18 protein-coding genes are annotated in these 16,864 nt (G+C 58.5%); 4 read left to right on the forward strand and 14 right to left on the reverse strand.

Annotated features, from left to right (window positions below; all coding sequences use genetic code 11):
• Positions 1-22: 22 nt before the first annotated feature.
• Positions 23-2,404, reverse strand: coding sequence for a YgiQ family radical SAM protein (locus Q0O19_RS00045; protein WP_295518785.1), 2,382 nt, complete (start codon positions 2,402-2,404; stop codon positions 23-25).
• A 150-nt stretch (positions 2,405-2,554) separates the two neighbouring features.
• Between Q0O19_RS00045 and Q0O19_RS00050 the strand changes: the two genes are divergently transcribed.
• Together Q0O19_RS00050 and Q0O19_RS00055 are read left to right on the forward strand one after the other, a co-directional pair.
• Positions 2,555-3,160: a chromate transporter gene (locus tag Q0O19_RS00050; RefSeq protein WP_295518619.1), complete on the forward strand. Its 606-nt coding sequence runs from the start codon at positions 2,555-2,557 to the stop codon at positions 3,158-3,160.
• Positions 3,157-3,759: a chromate transporter gene (locus Q0O19_RS00055; RefSeq protein WP_295518622.1), complete on the forward strand. Its 603-nt coding sequence runs from the start codon at positions 3,157-3,159 to the stop codon at positions 3,757-3,759. Before Q0O19_RS00050 ends, Q0O19_RS00055 begins: the two co-directional genes overlap by 4 nt.
• Positions 3,760-3,774: 15 nt before the next feature.
• Here the strand turns inward: Q0O19_RS00055 and Q0O19_RS00060 are convergent, their stop codons facing one another.
• Genes Q0O19_RS00060 through Q0O19_RS00070 form a run of 3 tightly spaced genes read right to left on the reverse strand, consistent with a single transcriptional unit; the run spans position 3,775 to position 5,626 of the window.
• Positions 3,775-4,125 (reverse strand): hypothetical protein, encoded by a 351-nt coding sequence (locus Q0O19_RS00060; protein ID WP_295518624.1) that lies wholly within the window; start codon positions 4,123-4,125, stop codon positions 3,775-3,777.
• 16 nt (positions 4,126-4,141) lie between these two features.
• A complete protein-coding gene (gene rlmB, locus Q0O19_RS00065) occupies positions 4,142-4,876 on the reverse strand; it encodes a 23S rRNA (guanosine(2251)-2'-O)-methyltransferase RlmB (protein WP_295518627.1) in 735 nt (244 codons plus the stop codon).
• A gap of 60 nt (positions 4,877-4,936) precedes the next feature.
• Positions 4,937-5,626, reverse strand: a complete 690-nt coding sequence (locus tag Q0O19_RS00070) for an ABC transporter ATP-binding protein (RefSeq protein ID WP_295518629.1) — start codon at positions 5,624-5,626, stop codon at positions 4,937-4,939.
• Between Q0O19_RS00070 and Q0O19_RS00075 the strand changes: the two genes are divergently transcribed.
• Positions 5,625-6,287, forward strand: coding sequence for an arylesterase (locus Q0O19_RS00075; protein WP_295518632.1), 663 nt, complete (start codon positions 5,625-5,627; stop codon positions 6,285-6,287). The genes Q0O19_RS00070 and Q0O19_RS00075 overlap by 2 nt on opposite strands.
• Positions 6,284-7,381, forward strand: coding sequence for a tRNA 2-selenouridine(34) synthase MnmH (mnmH, locus tag Q0O19_RS00080; RefSeq protein WP_295518635.1), 1,098 nt, complete (start codon positions 6,284-6,286; stop codon positions 7,379-7,381). The genes Q0O19_RS00075 and mnmH overlap by 4 nt, the downstream gene beginning before the upstream one ends.
• Before the next feature lie 5 nt (positions 7,382-7,386).
• Here mnmH and Q0O19_RS00085 read toward each other — a convergent pair whose 3' ends face one another.
• The 10 genes from Q0O19_RS00085 to hflX all read right to left on the reverse strand — a co-directional run bounded on the left by Q0O19_RS00085 (position 7,387) and on the right by hflX (position 16,840).
• Positions 7,387-7,578, reverse strand: a complete 192-nt coding sequence (locus Q0O19_RS00085; RefSeq protein WP_295518637.1) for a hypothetical protein — start codon at positions 7,576-7,578, stop codon at positions 7,387-7,389.
• A gap of 10 nt (positions 7,579-7,588) precedes the next feature.
• Positions 7,589-8,404 (reverse strand): DUF2189 domain-containing protein, encoded by an 816-nt coding sequence (locus tag Q0O19_RS00090; protein WP_295518788.1) that lies wholly within the window; start codon positions 8,402-8,404, stop codon positions 7,589-7,591.
• A gap of 182 nt (positions 8,405-8,586) precedes the next feature.
• On the reverse strand, positions 8,587-9,828 hold the full coding sequence (locus Q0O19_RS00095) for a PLP-dependent transferase (RefSeq protein ID WP_295518640.1): 1,242 nt from the start codon (positions 9,826-9,828) through the stop codon (positions 8,587-8,589).
• Between the two features lie 109 nt (positions 9,829-9,937).
• Positions 9,938-10,462, reverse strand: coding sequence for a phosphoribosyltransferase (locus Q0O19_RS00100; RefSeq protein ID WP_295518643.1), 525 nt, complete (start codon positions 10,460-10,462; stop codon positions 9,938-9,940).
• Positions 10,463-10,525: 63 nt separating this feature from the next.
• Positions 10,526-11,854, reverse strand: a complete 1,329-nt coding sequence (locus tag Q0O19_RS00105; RefSeq protein ID WP_295518646.1) for an adenylosuccinate synthase — start codon at positions 11,852-11,854, stop codon at positions 10,526-10,528.
• Positions 11,855-11,871: 17 nt separating this feature from the next.
• Entirely contained in the window at positions 11,872-13,032 is a 1,161-nt protein-coding gene (locus Q0O19_RS00110) for an ATP phosphoribosyltransferase regulatory subunit (protein WP_295518648.1), read from the reverse strand.
• A 66-nt stretch (positions 13,033-13,098) separates the two neighbouring features.
• Positions 13,099-13,284 (reverse strand): DUF2065 domain-containing protein, encoded by a 186-nt coding sequence (locus Q0O19_RS00115; RefSeq protein ID WP_295518651.1) that lies wholly within the window; start codon positions 13,282-13,284, stop codon positions 13,099-13,101.
• Between the two features lie 3 nt (positions 13,285-13,287).
• A complete protein-coding gene (gene hflC, locus Q0O19_RS00120) occupies positions 13,288-14,187 on the reverse strand; it encodes a protease modulator HflC (RefSeq protein ID WP_295518654.1) in 900 nt (299 codons plus the stop codon).
• A gap of 11 nt (positions 14,188-14,198) precedes the next feature.
• Positions 14,199-15,587, reverse strand: coding sequence for an FtsH protease activity modulator HflK (gene hflK / locus Q0O19_RS00125; protein WP_295518657.1), 1,389 nt, complete (start codon positions 15,585-15,587; stop codon positions 14,199-14,201).
• Positions 15,588-15,643: 56 nt separating this feature from the next.
• Entirely contained in the window at positions 15,644-16,840 is a 1,197-nt protein-coding gene (gene hflX / locus Q0O19_RS00130) for a GTPase HflX (RefSeq protein WP_295518660.1), read from the reverse strand.
• Positions 16,841-16,864 lie beyond the last annotated feature (24 nt).

Genomic DNA, 16,864 nt, shown 5'->3' on the forward strand with positions numbered 1-16,864 from the left:
CCGACCAGGATGTTCTGCTGAATCAAGCCTTTTTGCGCGGCGGCAGACCGGTGTGCTGCGTCAGCAAGCCACCTTTCTTGGGCTGGCCCAAGCGCTTGGGAGCGGTGGACAGCGAGACCGAGGATTTGGCACCCGCACCCGTGCTGTTTTTGCGCCGGGCGCTTTGGTAGCCCTCTTCGACCAACGGTTGCCAATTGGGGATCAGGTGGTGTTTGCCGTTACCAATGAGATCGGCCCGGCCCATGGTTTTGAGCGCTTCGCGCAGCAAGGGCCAGTTGTTGGCGTCGTGGTAACGCAAAAACGCCTTGTGCAGGCGGCGACGCTTGTCACCTTTGACCACATCCACTTTTTCGCTGTCGCGGGTGATTTTGCGCAACGGGTTGCGCGTGGAGTGGTACATGGCCGTGGCCGTGGCCATGGGGCTGGGGTAAAAGGTTTGCACCTGGTCGGCCCGAAAACCATTCTTTTTGAGCCAGACCGCCAGGTTCATCATGTCTTCGTCACTGGTGCCCGGGTGCGCGGCGATGAAGTACGGGATCAGGAACTGTTTTTTACCCACCTCTTCGCTGTACTTGTCGAACATCGACTTGAAGCGGTCGTAGGTGCCGATGCCCGGTTTCATCATCTTGGACAGCGGGCCGCCCTCGGTGTGTTCGGGCGCGATTTTGAGGTAGCCGCCCACATGGTGCTGCACCAACTCTTTCACATACTCAGGCGACTGCACAGCCAAGTCGTAACGCAAGCCGGAGCCAATGAGGATCTTCTTGATGCCCTTGAGGTTGCGCGCCCGACGGTACATGTTGATCAACGGTCCGTGGTCGGTGGTCAGGTTCTGGCAGATGCCGGGAAACACGCAGCTGGGTTTGCGGCAGGCCGATTCGATCTCGGGACTGCGGCAACCCAGGCGGTACATGTTGGCCGTAGGGCCGCCCAAATCGGAGATGACGCCGGTGAAGCCTTTGACCTTGTCGCGGATCTCCTCGACCTCGCGGATGACAGAATCTTCAGAGCGGCTTTGGATGATGCGGCCTTCGTGTTCGGTGATCGAGCAGAAAGTGCAACCGCCAAAGCAGCCTCGCATGATGTTGACCGAGAAACGGATCATCTCCCAGGCCGGAATTTTGGTCGCGTGGTCGTGGCTGCCGTTCTCGTCGGCGTAGCGCGGGTGCGGGCTGCGGGCATAGGGCAGATCGAACACCAAATCCATCTCGGCGGTGGTCAGCGGAATGGGCGGAGGCGTGATCCACACATCGCGGGCGGTGGTGCCCTCTCCGTGCGCTTGGACCAGGCAGCGTGCGTTGCCGGGGTTGGTTTCCAGGTGAAGGACGCGGTTGGCGTGGGCATACAGCACGGCGTCTTGTTTGACTTGCTCGTAGCTGGGCAGTCGGATCACGCTCTTGTCGCGCGGCGGTACTTTGTGGGTGCCCTTGCCCCTCAAGGCGGGGTTGGGCACAAAAGTCAGCGGCTGAATGTCGATTTGCACTTGGCGGGCTTGGGCCACAGCAGCAGACAAATCGGCTTCAAGGTTTCGGGCGCTTTTCGCGTTGTGGCCTTCGGCGACGCCCTTGGCTTCTTCCTCTCGGGCACAGGTGGCGCCCTGCTCCCGCGCCTGGTCCGAAATCATCAAATAGGGGTTGATGTGCGCTTCCACATGGCCGGGCGTGTCCACGCTGGTGGAATCGATCTCATACCAGCCTTCGGGGGTTTCACGGCGCACAAAGGCGGTGCCGCGCACATCGGTGATTTGTTGCACAGGTTCGCGCGCCGCCAGGCGGTGGGCGATCTCGACAATCGCGCGCTCAGCATTGCCATACAGCAACAAGTCGCACTTGCTGTCAACCACCACCGAGCGGCGCACTTTGTCAGACCAGTAGTCGTAATGCGCGATGCGGCGCAAGCTGCCTTCGATGCCGCCCAGCACAATGGGCACTTCAGGAAAAGACTCGCGGCAGCGCTGGCTGTAAACGATGGCCGCGCGGTCAGGTCGTTTGCCCCCCACATCGCCTGGGGTGTAGGCGTCATCGGTGCGGATTTTGCGGTCCGCCGTGTAGCGGTTGATCATGGAGTCCATGTTGCCGCTGGTCACGCCCCAAAACAGGTTGGGTTTTCCCAGAGCCTTGAAGGCCTCAGCACTGGTCCAGTCGGGCTGAGCAATGATGCCCACCCGAAAACCCTGGTTTTCCAACATGCGGCCAATCACGGCCATGCCAAAACTGGGATGGTCCACATAAGCATCACCCGTGACCAACACAATGTCGCAACTGTCCCAGCCCAGCTGGGTCATTTCCTCTCGGCTCATCGGCAAAAACGGGGCCGTACCAAAGCGCTGCGCCCAGAACTTGCGGTAACTGGTCAGGGGTTTGGCTTCACGCGGAAAGAAAGAGACGTCTACAAAGGCGTTCATGGACAGCAACTCGGGATAACCCGTTAGTGTAGGCGTTTGGGGGTGAGCCACGAGAAACAGCGGTTATTGCCCAAACCGAATGCATCCAGAACATGCCCTTGCGCGCTTGCTTGGCAACCATTTGTGCAATCGCAAAGAGATAATGGTCGCATGACTGTAGACCTGCCACTGAATCGCCCGAGCTCCAAAACCGACTTGTTTGTGTCGTTCACCTTGTTGGCTTTACAAGGTTTCGGCGGTGTGTTGACCGTGGTGCAACGCGAAGTGGTCGAGCACAAAAGATGGATGACCCCGAGCCAATTTCTGGAAGATTGGGCGGTCGCGCAAATTTTGCCCGGCCCCAATGTGATCAATTTTTGCCTGATGATCGGTGGGCGTTATTTTGGCCTGATGGGGGCTTTGGCCGCGCTGGCAGGCTTGTTGGCAGCGCCGACAGCCGTGTTGATTGTGATCGCGGTTTTTTTCAATGGCGTTTCAGATCAGGCCTGGGCCCAAGGGGCTTTGCGCGGCATGGGGGCTGTGGCGGCTGGCATGTTTGCAGCCACAGGCATCAAACTCATCTCGGCCTTGAAACTCAACCCCATGGGTTGGACGGCATGCGCCGGCGTCATGGTGAGCGCCTTCATCAGTGTCAGCTTGCTGCGCTGGCCGCTGATGTGGGTGCTGCTGGGCATTGGCAGTTTGGCTTGCAGCTGGGCTTACCTTCAGTTGTTTCGCCTCGAGGCCGCGCAGTTGGCCGCAGGAGACAAGTCATGACTTTGTCTTTGCAACTGAGCTTTTCCGATTGGCTGGCTTTTTTCCAGCATTTTTTGTCGCTGTCATTGCTCGCCGTGGGTGGTGCGGTGATCACCGCGCCAGACATGCACCGTTTTTTGGTCGATGAAAACCAGTGGCTCACAGAGCAGCAGTTCAGCTCGTCCATAGCGCTCGCGCAATCTGCACCGGGGCCCAATGTCTTGTTTGTGGGCTTGATGGGTTGGAACGTGGGTTTGAATGCGGGCGCAGGCTTGGGCGGTGGTTGGGTCTCCGTGGGCTTGTCGACACTGGGTCTGGTGTTGAGCCTGCTGGGCATCATGCTGCCCTCCTCGGTATTGACCTACACCACCACACGATGGGCGCACCAACACCGCGACAACCGCGCCATCAAAGCCTTCAAATTGGGCATGGCCCCCTTGGTGATTGCCTTGCTGATCTCCACGGCTTGGCTGCTGACCGCCAGCCACAACCAAGCCGAGAGGGATTGGCCGCTTTGGTTGCTGACCTTGGCCTCGGTGATTTTGGTCTGGCGCACCCGAATCCACTTGCTCTGGCTCATTGGCGCTGGCGCCGTCTTGGGTGCCTGGGGTTGGGTCTAGGCTGAGCCGTGATGGTCAGCGTGGGTTCTCGAAAAACACCGTGTTCGAGAAATCGCTGACCTCAAAGTAGACCTTTTTTTCGCCGGGGTCCGCCTGCATGTTCAGGTTTTCGTCGAATACACCGTAGCCATACCGGTAAGCACGGGGTTTGCCATCTTCAGTGCCCAAAGCGGTGCTGATTTTGTCGACCTTCAAAAAGCGCCGCACAACCTTGTCACCCGCATAGACCTCCATCACACCGTCAGTGCCAGTCCAGTTCTGAATGTCGCGGCTGATTTTGTTTTGTTGCTCCTGGGTACAAGCGCCAAGGAGCATCAAGCCCATCAGGGAGGATACGAGCGTCAAACGGATGAGTAAGTTTTTCATGGGAGCTCCTGGGGGTTCAGCTGCGTTGGCGCAAGGCTTCGTACAAACAGACGCCACTGGCCACCGACACATTCAGACTTTCAACTGCGCCACGCATGGGGATGCTCACCAACTCATCGCAGTTTTTACGGGTCAGTTGGCGCATGCCAGCGCCTTCTGCGCCCAGCACCAAGGCCGTGGGAACTTTCAGGTCGGCCTGGTAAACCGTGCGGGGGGCATCGTCGCTGGTGCCCACAATCCAGATGCTGCGCTCTTTAAGTTCACCCAAAGTCCGCGCCAAATTAGTGACCATGAAATAAGGCATGGTTTCAGCCGCGCCGCTGGCCACTTTGGCCACCGTGGCGTTGATGCCGGCCGCATGGTCCTTGGGCGCGATCACGGCGTGTGCGCCTGCACCATCGGCCACACGCAGGCAAGCGCCCAAGTTGTGCGGGTCGGTCACGCCGTCCAGCACCAACAGCAAGGGAGGGCCTTCAACCGTATCGAGCAAGTCGTCCAACGAATGGTTTTGAGGCATGGGTGCCACCATGGCCACCACCCCCTGGTGACCGTGACCACCGGCCAGCTTGGCCAGGCGCTCGCCATCGGATTCGATCAGGCGCATGCCCGAATCACGGGCTTTGTCAATGAACTGCCGCATGCGGGCATCGCGGCGGGTGACCTCGTAATGGATTTCAACAACAGACTGAGGGGCGATCTTGAGGCGAACGCCCACGGCATGGAAGCCGAAGAGCACTTTGTGGGATGACATGCTGGGATTATCGTTGCTCGGTCAGTGGCCTGCGGTTTGCGGCGAGTTGCGGGCTCGACTTCAGGACTGCAAAGCCGTTGTTTCTGTCAAACGTCCGGCCTGAATCGTCAGGCTGCGCGCGCATCGGGCAGCCAGTTGCCTGTCGTGCGTGACCAAGACCAAGGTGGTGCCCTGCTCACGGTTGAGCGCGAACATCAAGTCCATGATGGCCTCGCCTGTGGCGTGGTCCAGGCTGCCCGTGGGTTCGTCGGCCAGCAACAGATCGGGCTTGACCACAAACGCCCGGGCCAAAGCCACACGCTGCTGCTCACCGCCCGACAGCACTTTGGGCAGGTGTTTGAGGCGTTCACCCAACCCCACGCGTTGCAGCATGGCCGTCGCCTGGCTGCGGGCATCCGGCTGATCGGCCAACTCCAGCGGCAACATCACGTTTTCGAGTGCCGTGAGGTTGGGCATGAGCTGAAAGCTCTGAAACACAAAACCCACATGCTGGGCACGCAGCGCCGCACGTTCGTCTTCGGACAAATCAAACAGCGATCGTCCCGCCAGCATCACCTGTCCGGCACTGGGCGTGTCCAGCCCCGCCAAAATGGCCAACAAAGTGCTTTTGCCCGAACCGGAAGCACCGACAATGGCGGCTGTTTCACCTGCGCTCAAGGAGAAATCGATATCGCGCAAAATGTCCAGTTGACCGCTGGCATCCTGCACACTTTTGGAGACGCCACGCACGGCAATGATGGATTCAGGCATGCACACACCTTTGTTGAGACGACGCCACTTTAACTGGACCTTGCTGGCCCTGGTCTGCTGGGGCTTTGCTGCGCCTGTTCCAGCTTCAACTGTATCTGTGTCCAATCAGCGCATTTTGGTTGTAGGCGACTCTTTGAGCGCCGAGTATGGGCTGGCGCGTGGCACAGGCTGGGTAGCTTTGCTGCAAAAACAATTGGCACAAGAAAAACCCGGCGTGGAAGTCGTCAACGCCAGCATAAGCGGCGACACCACCTCGGGCGGGCGATCTCGCCTGCCCGCTTTGCTCAAAAAACACCAGCCCAGCCATGTGGTCATCGAGTTGGGTGGCAACGATGCCCTGCGCGGCTTGCCCATGGCCTTGACGCAAGGCAATTTGCTGGCCATGACCCAGCAGTCTCAAGCGGCTGGCGCCAAGGTACTGCTGCTGGGCATGCAAATGCCCCCCAATTACGGCCCGGACATGGCACGCCAGTTTGAAGCGGCTTATGTCCAAGTGGCTCAAAGCCAAAAAGCGGCACTGGTCCCTTTCTTTTTGAAAGGCGTGGGCGATGACTCGGAGCCGCTCAAATGGTTCCAACCCGACCGCATTCACCCCAATGAAGCCGCGCAGCCACGCCTTCTGGCCAACGTCTGGCCCGTTTTGAAGAAACAACTCCCATGAGCGTTCACCTGATTTCGGCTGCCGAGGCCATGGCCAGACTGAACCAATTTGACACCATCCTGGACGCGCGCTCTGAAGGCGAACATGCCGAAGACCACCTGCCAAAGGCACTGAGCTGGCCATCGCTCAACAACGACGAGCGCATCCGCGTGGGCACGCTGTACAAGCAAGTCAACCCGTTTGAAGCGCAAAAAGTCGGGGCCGCGCTGGTGGCCAAAAACATTGCCCGACACATTGAAACCCATGTGATGGACAAGCCCAAAAACTGGCAGCCGCTGGTGTATTGCTGGCGCGGGGGCAAACGCAGCAACTCGCTGGCGCTGATCTTGGGTCAAATTGGCTTCAAGGTGCACCTGATCGAAGGCGGGTACAAAGCGTTCCGCAAAGAAGTGATGGAAGACACGCCCCGACAGGCGCAGCGCTTGCAGTTTCGGGTGCTGTGTGGCCCCACGGGCTCGGGCAAGACGCGTTTGTTGCAAGCATTGTCACAAGCGGGCGCCCAAGTGCTGGACCTGGAAGCCATTGCGTGTCACCGCAGCTCGGTGTTGGGCCTCATTCCCGGCACGCCGCAACCGACCCAAAAGGCTTTTGACACACAGGTTTGGGACGCGCTGCGGGGTTTCCATGCAGATCAACCCGTCTTTGTGGAAGCCGAAAGCAAGAAAGTCGGCAACTTGACCGTGCCCGCCGAATTGATGGTGGCCATGCGCTCCAGCCCTTGCCTTCGGGTGGACTTGTCACTGGACAATCGGGTAGATTTGCTGATGGAAGACTATGCGTTTTTTACCCAGGACCGTGCCTTGTTTGCTGACCGCCTGGAGCGGCTCACGTCCCTGCGAGGCAAAGCCATCGTGCAGGGCTGGCAAGAACGGATCGAGCGGGGAGAAATGCGCGAGGTCGTCACTGAACTGCTGTCAGGCCATTACGACCCAGGCTACGAGACCTCGACGGGAAGCAATTTTGTGCATTACGCCAAAGCCCCCTTGATCGCACCAGCCAGTCACAGCATGCGCGACATGCTGACACTGGCGAAAGAACTGGTGTTGTCAGGATCAACGCCAAATCATGGGGGTGGCCCCAACTCAGGGCCATAGCTTTCTCAAGCAGCGGGCGTGGGTGTTTCTGTCACACCGGGGGTGGCATTGTCAGCCTCGCCCTCTTCGCCCTCGGACCCGTCTTCAGGCAGCAGTCCAGATTTGCGATCGGACTTGGCTTTGAGCTTGTCTTCTTTTTTGCGTTTTTTGGCCAGTTCTTTCTGGCGCTTTTCGAATCCGTAGTTGGGTGTGGCCAAGATGGCTCCTTTAATTTGAGCTGCCCAATGTAACAGCTTCTTCGTCGATTTCTGCCCACTCGACACTGCCCCGGTAGGCGTGCCAGCTGGCATGTCCAAGCCAAGGCCCTACCACGATGATGCCCAGCGCCCAAGGCCACAGGGCTGCCAGCACCAGCACACTCAGCAGCAAGCCCCACAAGAGCATCACGCCCGGGTGCGAAAAAACCACCCGCATGCTGGTGATCGCGGCCGAAATGGCATCGGTGTCGCGGTCCAAGATCATGGGGATCGACACCACCGACAAGCCATAAACCAGGGCCGCAAACACGCCGCCCACCGCCAGATAGACCATCAAAAATTCGATGTTCTGCGGATTGAACACCGCCTCGATCACGCCCGTCGTCGACGGCATGCCGGTGTTGAAGAACACCGCAAACACCACCAGCGACGCCCTGCCCCACAGCAGCTCCAGCACCATCAGCACCAGCACCAACATGGCCATGCTCTTGATGTGTTGGTCCCAGCACATCAAGGAACTGGACATCTCGGGCACTTCGCCCAGCTCGCGTTTGCGGCTGACCTCGTACAAGCCCATGGCCAAAAATGGCCCCACCAGCAAGCAGCCCGAGATCAAGGACAAGGTGTACTCGGGCTTGTGTTTGAACACCAAGGCCAGCACCTGCGCCATGCCCCAAAAACACACACCATAAAACAGGGCAATACCCGGGTACTGGCGCATGTCCTTGAGACCCCGAGCCAGCCAGCGAAAAGGATCTGAAAAACTCAAAGGGCGCATGTGCGAGCGCGGCCCGAAGGGCGGCGGGGGCACATAGGGCTCCGCCATGATGGGCAGGTCTGGCGCATGGACGGCTTCAAGAGACTTGGCATCGGCGTTCATGTGAAAAATCAATCTGAAAATACAAAGGAATCCAGATTACCCTCACCGGTACGCTTTGACCAGTCATGGAAGCCCCACGGGCGCGTGTTTTGAGGCACCAAAGTGCCCACTCTCTGTCAGCTGCGGAATCAGGCCATGGGCAAATGCGCTTGCATGGCTTGATGCAAGTCAAGAATCAAGTCCCGCGCCGACTCCAGACCGGTCGAAAAACGCACCAGCGTTCCCGGCTTCAAATGGCCAGGCCAGGCCTGCCGCATCGAGGCAATGTTGTAGGGCACCACCAAGCTCACAGGCCCGCCCCAGCTGTAACCAATCTTGAAGAGTTTCAGCCCATCGCAAAACGCGTCGACCTGGGCTTGGTTGTAGCGCGCGTCGATCATGACGCTGAACAAGCCTGCGGCCAAACCTTGGCCTGGCTCGCGCTCACACAAGGCCTGCCAATGGGCGTGCCCTGGAGCCCCCTCAAAAGCCGGATGCAACAGTTGTGCGCATTGGGGTTGTGCTTGCCACCAAGCCGCCAATTCACGGGCCGTCTGGTCGTGCGCTTTGTAGCGCAAGTCCATGCTGGGCAATGAGCGCAGAACCGTCTCGGCGTCGTTGGCGGCCACACCCAGCCCCAAGCGCATGTGGCACAGCTTGATTTTCAGGTGCAATGCGGCATCGCGGGTGATCACACTGCCCATCAACACATCGCCACCGCCGCTGGGGTATTTCGTGAGTGCATGGGCACTGATGTCGACACCCAGAGGGGCTTGCTCGCTGTCGTTTGAGGCCCCTTGATCGCCCAACAAATCGAAGGGTTTGAAAGCCAAACCTGCACCCCAGGTGTTGTCCAGGGCGCACAAGACGCCTCGGTCGCGGCAGCGACGCACCATTTCACGCAAATCGGGAAACTCCATGCTCACCGACCCGGGCGCTTCCAGCCAGACCATGCGGGTTCGTTCGGTGATTTGGCTGGACAAATCGTCAGGGCTCATGGGGTCGTAATACCGGTGAGTGATGCCAAAATGGCGCAACTCACCTTCGGCTAGAGCTTTGTTGGGACCGTAAGCGTTGTCCGGAATCAGCACCTCGTCGCCGGTCTTCAGGACCGCCAAAGCCACCAAAGCCAAAGCAGCCAAACCACTGGGCACCAACAGGCACTGCAAGCCCCCCTCCAGACTGCACAAGCGCTCTTCCAGCAAGTACGTCGTGGGTGTGCCGTGCAAGCCATAGGTGTAAGCAGATTTGTCCTTCCATTCACGCCGGCGCATGTCGGCCACGGTGGGAAAGTACACCGTCGAGGCTTTGAAAACGCCCGGTTGTGGGGCTTGAAAATCTCCCGGTGGTCTGTAGGGGTGGTGGATCAAGCCTGTGGTGTGGTGCGGCATCGTGTCAGCTTCTGTTCGGTCTTTTATACCTACATCGTAATGCAAACAGCCTCCACAAGGGAGGCTGTTGGGCATCAGAAAAACCAATTCAGGGCCAGCGCGTCCAGGCTCAGACGCTCCACTTTTCCAGCAATTTTTCGGGTCGCATGTTGTCATACGGCTCAAAGGGCTGGTGAATCCAGGGGTTGGTGGGCAAATCTTCCACCGAGTAATCGGGCTTGAAGCTCGACACGCCTTTGGTCCAGATCACCGCCGTACGCAACTCCGTGACAGGCTTGTAGTTGTTTTTCAATTGGTCCACCACGGCACGCAAGGTATGACCGGTATCGGCCAAATCATCCACCAACAAGACGCGGCCAGCGATCTCGCCTTTGGGGGTGGTGATGTAGCGGGCGATGTCCAAATGACCTTGTACTGTGCCGGCTTCAGCGCGGTATGAACTGGTGGACATGATGGCCAGCGGTTTGTCAAAAATGCGCGACAAAATGTCACCTGGGCGCATGCCACCACGAGCCAGACACAGAATGTTGTCAAACTCCCATCCGGACTGGTGAATTTTGATGGCGAGTTTTTCGATCAGGTTGTGGTACTCGTCGTAGCTCACGTACAGGTGCTTGCCGTCTTCGGTCAACATGGGGTCACTCCATTCAAATAGGGGTTGAGATCGATGCGTTTTTGGGGTCAGGCAGTCAGGCAGTCAGGCCGCAAACGGGTTTTGCAGCAAGATCGTGTGGTCACGGTCCGGGCTGGTGGACACCACATGCACTGGCACGCCGGTCACTTGGGCAATGCGGTCCAAATAATAGCGGGCCGTGGCGGGCAGTTTGTCCATCTCGGTCACGCCCACGGTGTTTTCTGACCAGCCAGGGATGACTTCGTAGATGGGTTTGCAGCGGGCGATCTCGTCTGCGCCCATGGGCAAGATGTCGATCGTTTCGCCATCCAGTTCGTAGCCGGTGCACAGCAGCAATTCTTTCAAACCGTCGAGCACATCGAGCTTGGTGATGCAAAGGCCGCTCAAACCGTTGACCTGCGCACTGCGCTTGAGCAAAGCCGCATCAAACCAGCCACAGCGGCGGGAGCGCCCCGTGGTCACGCCTTTTTCGGCGCCGACGGTGGACATGTGGTAACCGGGTGTACCGGGGGTTTCCCAGTCCAGTTCGGTCGGGAAAGGGCCACCACCCACACGGGTGCAATAAGCCTTGGTGATGCCCAAGATGTAGTGCAGCATGCCGGGTCCAACACCCGCACCGGCAGCGGCATTGCCCGCCACGCAGTTGCTCGAGGTCACAAAAGGGTAGGTGCCGTGATCCACATCCAGCAAAGTGCCTTGCGCGCCCTCAAACAACAAATTGGCACCGGCCTTGTGGGCATCGTTCAATTCGCGCGAGACATCGGCCACCATGGGCAGCAAGTCCTTGGCATAAGCCATGGCTTCGTTGTAGGTGGTGTCAAAGTCCACCGGCGCAACACCCAAGATATTGACCAAAATCTCGTTGTGCAAAGCCAGGTTTTCGCGCAGCTTGATGGCAAAACGCTCGGGGTATTTCAGGTCTTGCACACGCAGAGCGCGACGCGCCACTTTGTCTTCATAAGCGGGGCCGATGCCACGCCCCGTGGTGCCGATTTTGGCGGTACCGGCCTTTTCCTTGGCCGCTTCACGACCGACATCGAGCGCCACGTGGTAAGGCAAAATCAACGGGCAAGCTTCGCTCACGCGCAGGCGCGAACGCACCTGCACACCGGCTTTTTCAAGACCGGCGATTTCTTCCAGCAATTTGGGCACCGACAACACGACACCGTTGCCGATGTAGCACTTGACGCCAGCGCGCATGATCCCGCTGGGAATGAGGTGCAAAGCGGTTTTGACGCCGTTGATCACCAAGGTGTGGCCCGCATTGTGCCCCCCCTGAAAACGCACCACACCTTGCGCGCTTTCGGTCAACCAATCGACCAGTTTGCCTTTGCCCTCATCGCCCCATTGGGTACCCACGACGACCACATTACGGCCTTGCTTCATGTTCATGCTTGAAATGTTCTTTCTCAAAGAGTCTTTACCACCCAATGCCCAGCCGCTTCAACAAGTTCGCGGTCGCAATGGAATTCGTCGATTTCACTTTCGTGCCCAGGCAAAACACACACCACGGTTTCGCCCTGGCTGCGCAAGGCGGCAATGGCCTCACGCAAGTGGGACGCATGGCCCCATGGCGCCCGGATGGCTGCGCGCAAAGCCAGCGGTTTGACGGCGGACACCAGCTCTTTCAGATCGAGGCTGAACCCCACGGCCGGCCGGTCACGATCGATGCGGTGCCCAAACACAGCCCCGACTCCGTCGTAACGGCCACCGCGCGCCAGGGCGTCGGATGCGCCTTGGGCATAAATGGCAAAGCGCGTACCGCTGTAATAAGCGTAGCCTCGCGAATCACCCAAATCAAAACTGATGGCCGCGCCTGGAATGTGTGCCGCCAACCCACGCAACTGGCTCAAAGCTTCGGTGATGGCCGGTGTCGCGGGCAAACATTGCGCTGCTTCATCGAGCACGCGGGCATCGCCATACAAATGAACCAAAGCCAACAATCCAGCCCGGTTCACCGGGGCAAAACCAAGGGTCAAACGGTCAATGGCGCTGGCATCCTTGATCGCGAGTGCGTCATGGATGTCGTGGCGGCGTGAATCAGAAACAGGCTCGGCTTGCAGCAAGCTGTTCACGATGCGGGCATCGGCCAGATCGACCTGCAAATTGCCCACGCTGGCAGCGCGCAGGCAGTCAAGGGCCAATTGCAAAATTTCAAGGTCGGCCTCCGGACCCGCGTGACCGTAAATCTCGGCGCCCAACTGCAGGGGTTCACGGGTGGCATGCGGGCGCGCTGGTCGGGTGTGCAACACAGGACCGCAGTAACACAGCCTTGTCAGTCCAGAACGACCGAGCAAATGGGCGTCAATGCGAGCGACTTGGGGGGTGGTGTCGGCCCGCAAACCCAGTGTGCGGCCAGACAACTGGTCCACCAACTTGAATGTCTGCAAATCAAGCGCCTCGCCCGTGCCGGTGAGCAGGGACTCCAAATGTTCCAACAACGGTGGCATGACCAACTCATAGCCATAGCCACGGGCGGTATCCAACAGTTGACGGCGGAGTTCTTCGATGTGGCGAGCCTCAGAGGGCAAGACATCGGCAATGTGATCCGGTAGGACCCAAGCAGACATGGGAATAGTGGGGGACTGTTAAAAGAAGGATTTTACCGGGTTGCAGACCCGATTCCTGGAAACGATTCAGGAAACAAACCAGAACAACAGCAAGCCGATGATGACCATGGTCATGCCGAAAAAGCGGATTTGACCGTCCTCGAGCTTGAGCAGCTGCTCGAACAGGCTTCGCCAACGAATGGGCGAAACCATGGGCATCAAACCCTCCAGGATGAGCATCAGGCCCAATGCCATCAGGAGGGTCTCGAGCAAGGTTTACTTTCGAGCTGGGGTATTGCCCGCAGCACCGCGCATGCCTTTGAAGAACTCGGAGCTGCTGGGGTCCAGCACCATCACATCGCCCTTGCTGTTGAAACTGGACTTGTAGGCCTCCAAGCTGCGGTAAAACTGGGCAAATTGAGGGTCACGGCCAAAGGACTCGGCGTACAAGCGTGCCGCTTGGGCATCGCCCTGACCTTTGATTTTTTGAGCTTCACGGTAAGCGTTGGCGATCGTCACTTCGCGTTGGCGATCGGCATCGGCGCGAATCTTTTCACCCTCGGCACCACCGGTCGAGCGCAGTTCGTTGGCCACGCGCTTGCGCTCGGCTTCCATACGGCGGTAAACGGATTCGGTGATGGTGTCCACATAATCGGCGCGGGTAATGCGCACGTCGACCACATCCACTCCCCAAGGCTTGGCCCCTTTGACGACCAGCAAAACAGCCGCCTTGACATCGTCCATCAGCTCTTCACGCTTGAGAGACAACAATTCCTTGACGGTTCGTTTGTTGATTTCCTCTTGAAAAGCGTTGCGTACCACGCGGTTGAGCTGGTTGGTGCCAGATTTTTCGTCCAAACCCACGTTGCGGATGTAGGCCTGGGGATCGGCAATGCGCCAACGCACATACCAGTCGATCACCACCCGCTGCTTTTCAGCCGTGAGCATGGGTTCGTTGTCGGGGCTGTCCAGCGTTAGAAGGCGCTTGTCGATGTAATTGACGTTTTGCAGTGGGGGCGGCAGCTTGAAGTGCAAACCGGGTTCGGTGATCACTTCCTTGATTTGACCCAATGCATAGACCACGCCAAACTGGCGTTGGTCCACCACAAATACCGTCGAGCTGAGGACCAAAAAGGCCACCAGCAGGGTTGAAATCCACAATCCAATGCGATTCATTTTCTTTGTCCTTATCGTGGATCGCGGTCACGCGAACGCTGCAGGTCACGAGAGCGCGTGTCCACAGCGCCGTTGTTGGCACTGACGCCATTGGCAGGCAAGGCAGGCGCCGCGTCCAAAGCTGGCGCGGCCACACTGGTGACTTGCTGCATGATTTTGTCGAGGGGCAAATACAGCAGGTTCGAGCCTTGCTTGCTGTCCACCAGCACCTTGGTCACGTTGCTGTAAATCTGCTGCATGGTGTCGGTGTACATGCGGTCGCGCATCACCTGCGGCGACTTTTGGTATTCGGGCAAGATGGTCTTGAAGCGTTGGGCATCGCCTTCGGCTTGCGCCACGATGCGCTCGCGGTAGGCGTCGGCCTCTTCTTTCAACCGCGAGGCTGCACCCACAGCGCGTGGCACCACATCGTTGGCATAGGCTTGTGCCTCGTTTTTGGCACGCTCGCGCTCTTGGCCAGCTTTCAACACATCGTCAAACGCCGCCTGCACCTGCTCAGGAGGACGCACGCCGCCTTGCTGCAAGTTGATGCCGACCACCTCAATGCCCACTTTGTAGCGGTCCAAAATGGTTTGCATTTTTTCGCGAACGCGAGGCGCAATTTGGTCGCGCTCTTCGGCCAGAGCCGAATCCATTTTCATTTTGCCCACGACTTCGCGCACAGCGGTCTCTGCAGACTGCACCACGGCTTCGGTCGGGTTGCGGCTTTCAAACAGATAGGCCCGTGCATCGTTCAAACGGTACTGAACAGCAAACTTGATTTCCACAATGTTCTCGTCTTCGGTCAACATGGCCGACTCACGCAAGCCTGTGGCCTTGATGATGTTGTCGCGGCCGATGTCCACCGAGCGGATTTGGGTCACAAACACCAGTTCTTGGCGTTGAATGGGGTAAGGCACGCGCCAGTTGAAACCCGCACCCACCGTCGAGTGGTACTTGCCGAACTGGGTGATGACCGCTTGCTGGCCTTCTTGCACAATGAAGAAGCCGGTCCCCAACCAAACCAGAAGTGCCGCAGCCAAAACCACGCCCAAACCCAGATTTTTGAAAAACACGGGGATGCCCGGACCCCCAGACCCGCCCGATCCACCTGATCCTGAGGGTTTTTGGGAGCCACCTTTGCCGCCAAACAATTGCCCCAGTTTGCGGTTGAAATCACGCCACAACTCGTCCAGATCAGGGGGGCCACTTTGCTGTTGCTGCTGTCCACTACCTGGTGGCTTTTGCCATTCGTCAGGCTTGGGGCCAGGCGGCGGCGGAACATCCCCTGCAGGCTTGTTGCCCGATTCGGCGGTGGATTTGTCGTCATCCCGGCCCCAACGGGGGTCGTTCAGATTGAACATGCCTCGGATCTTGGCGGGGAGCAAAGACCAACGCAGGGTTGGCAGGTGAAAAATCATGGTGAGGTGTCTTTGTCGGAATGACGAACCTACATTGTGCCGAATTCGCTTGGAGTTCAATGCAGATCACCCGAATATTCCCGGGTCATGTCACGGGGATCTCTGTCTGGTGCAACAGCAGGGGGCAACGCGGTGATGACGATCTCCGACAAAGCCGAACGCAGCACATCCAAGCCTTTGCCCGATTGAGCGCTCAAAAATACACGCGGCGCGGGCTGGCCGTCGATTTCGTATTGGTCTTGCAGCTGCAAAGGGTAACGCTCTGCGTCCAGCGCATCGAGCTTGTTGAAGACCAAGAGTTGGGGCACCCTGTCGGCCCCAATTTCAGTCAACACCTTTTGTACCTCGGCCATTTGCTCTGGCCAATCGAGGTTGGCCGCATCCACTACATGCAACAACAGATCGGCATCGGTGGCCTCTTGCAAGGTGGCCTGAAAAGCCTCCACCAAGCCGTGCGGCAAATCGCGGATGAACCCGACGGTGTCCGACAAGGAGACCGAACGGCCGGCTTCACCCAGATACAACTGGCGGGTGGTGGTGTCCAGCGTGGCAAACAATTGGTCGGCAGCGTAAGCACGCGCCTTGACCAAGGCATTGAACAAGGTCGATTTGCCTGCGTTGGTGTAGCCCACCAATGAAATATTGAAGGTGTCACGGCGATCGCGCTGGCGGCGCTGTGTGCTGCGCTGGCGCTTGACCTTGACCAAGCGCTCCTTGATGCGCTTGATCGAGTCATTGATCATGCGACGGTCCAACTCAATTTGCGTCTCGCCCGGACCTCCACGCATGCCGATGCCACCGCTTTGCCTCTCCAAATGCGACCAGCGGCGCACCAAACGGGTGCTCAGGTACTGCTGGCGGGCCAACTCCACCTGCAATTTACCTTCGTGGCTGCGCGCACGCTGGCCGAAAATTTCCAAAATCAACAAAGTGCGATCGTTCACCGGCAAACCGATGTGGCGTTCCAAATTGCGCTGTTGCGCAGGGCTCAAGGATTGGTCAAACAAGACTTCGACCGCACCATGCAACAAAGCCAAGGCCTTGATTTCATCGGCCTTGCCACTGCCCACAAACAGCGCCGGATCGGGCGCTTTGCGTTTGCAGGTCAAACGCGCCACCGGCTTCAAACCCGCCGAGTCTGCCAGCAAGCCCAACTCTTGAAGATCGGCATCGAAATGCGCACGCCCAAAGTCAACGCCGACCAAGAGGGTCGGCGCAGGGGAGTTGGAAGATGTCTCAGGCAATGTCAGCACCAGCGGGCTTGGCGTTCAACCAAG

This window comes from Limnohabitans sp. Rim8, assembly GCF_945869175.1.
Lineage (GTDB): Bacteria > Pseudomonadota > Gammaproteobacteria > Burkholderiales > Burkholderiaceae_C > Limnohabitans_A.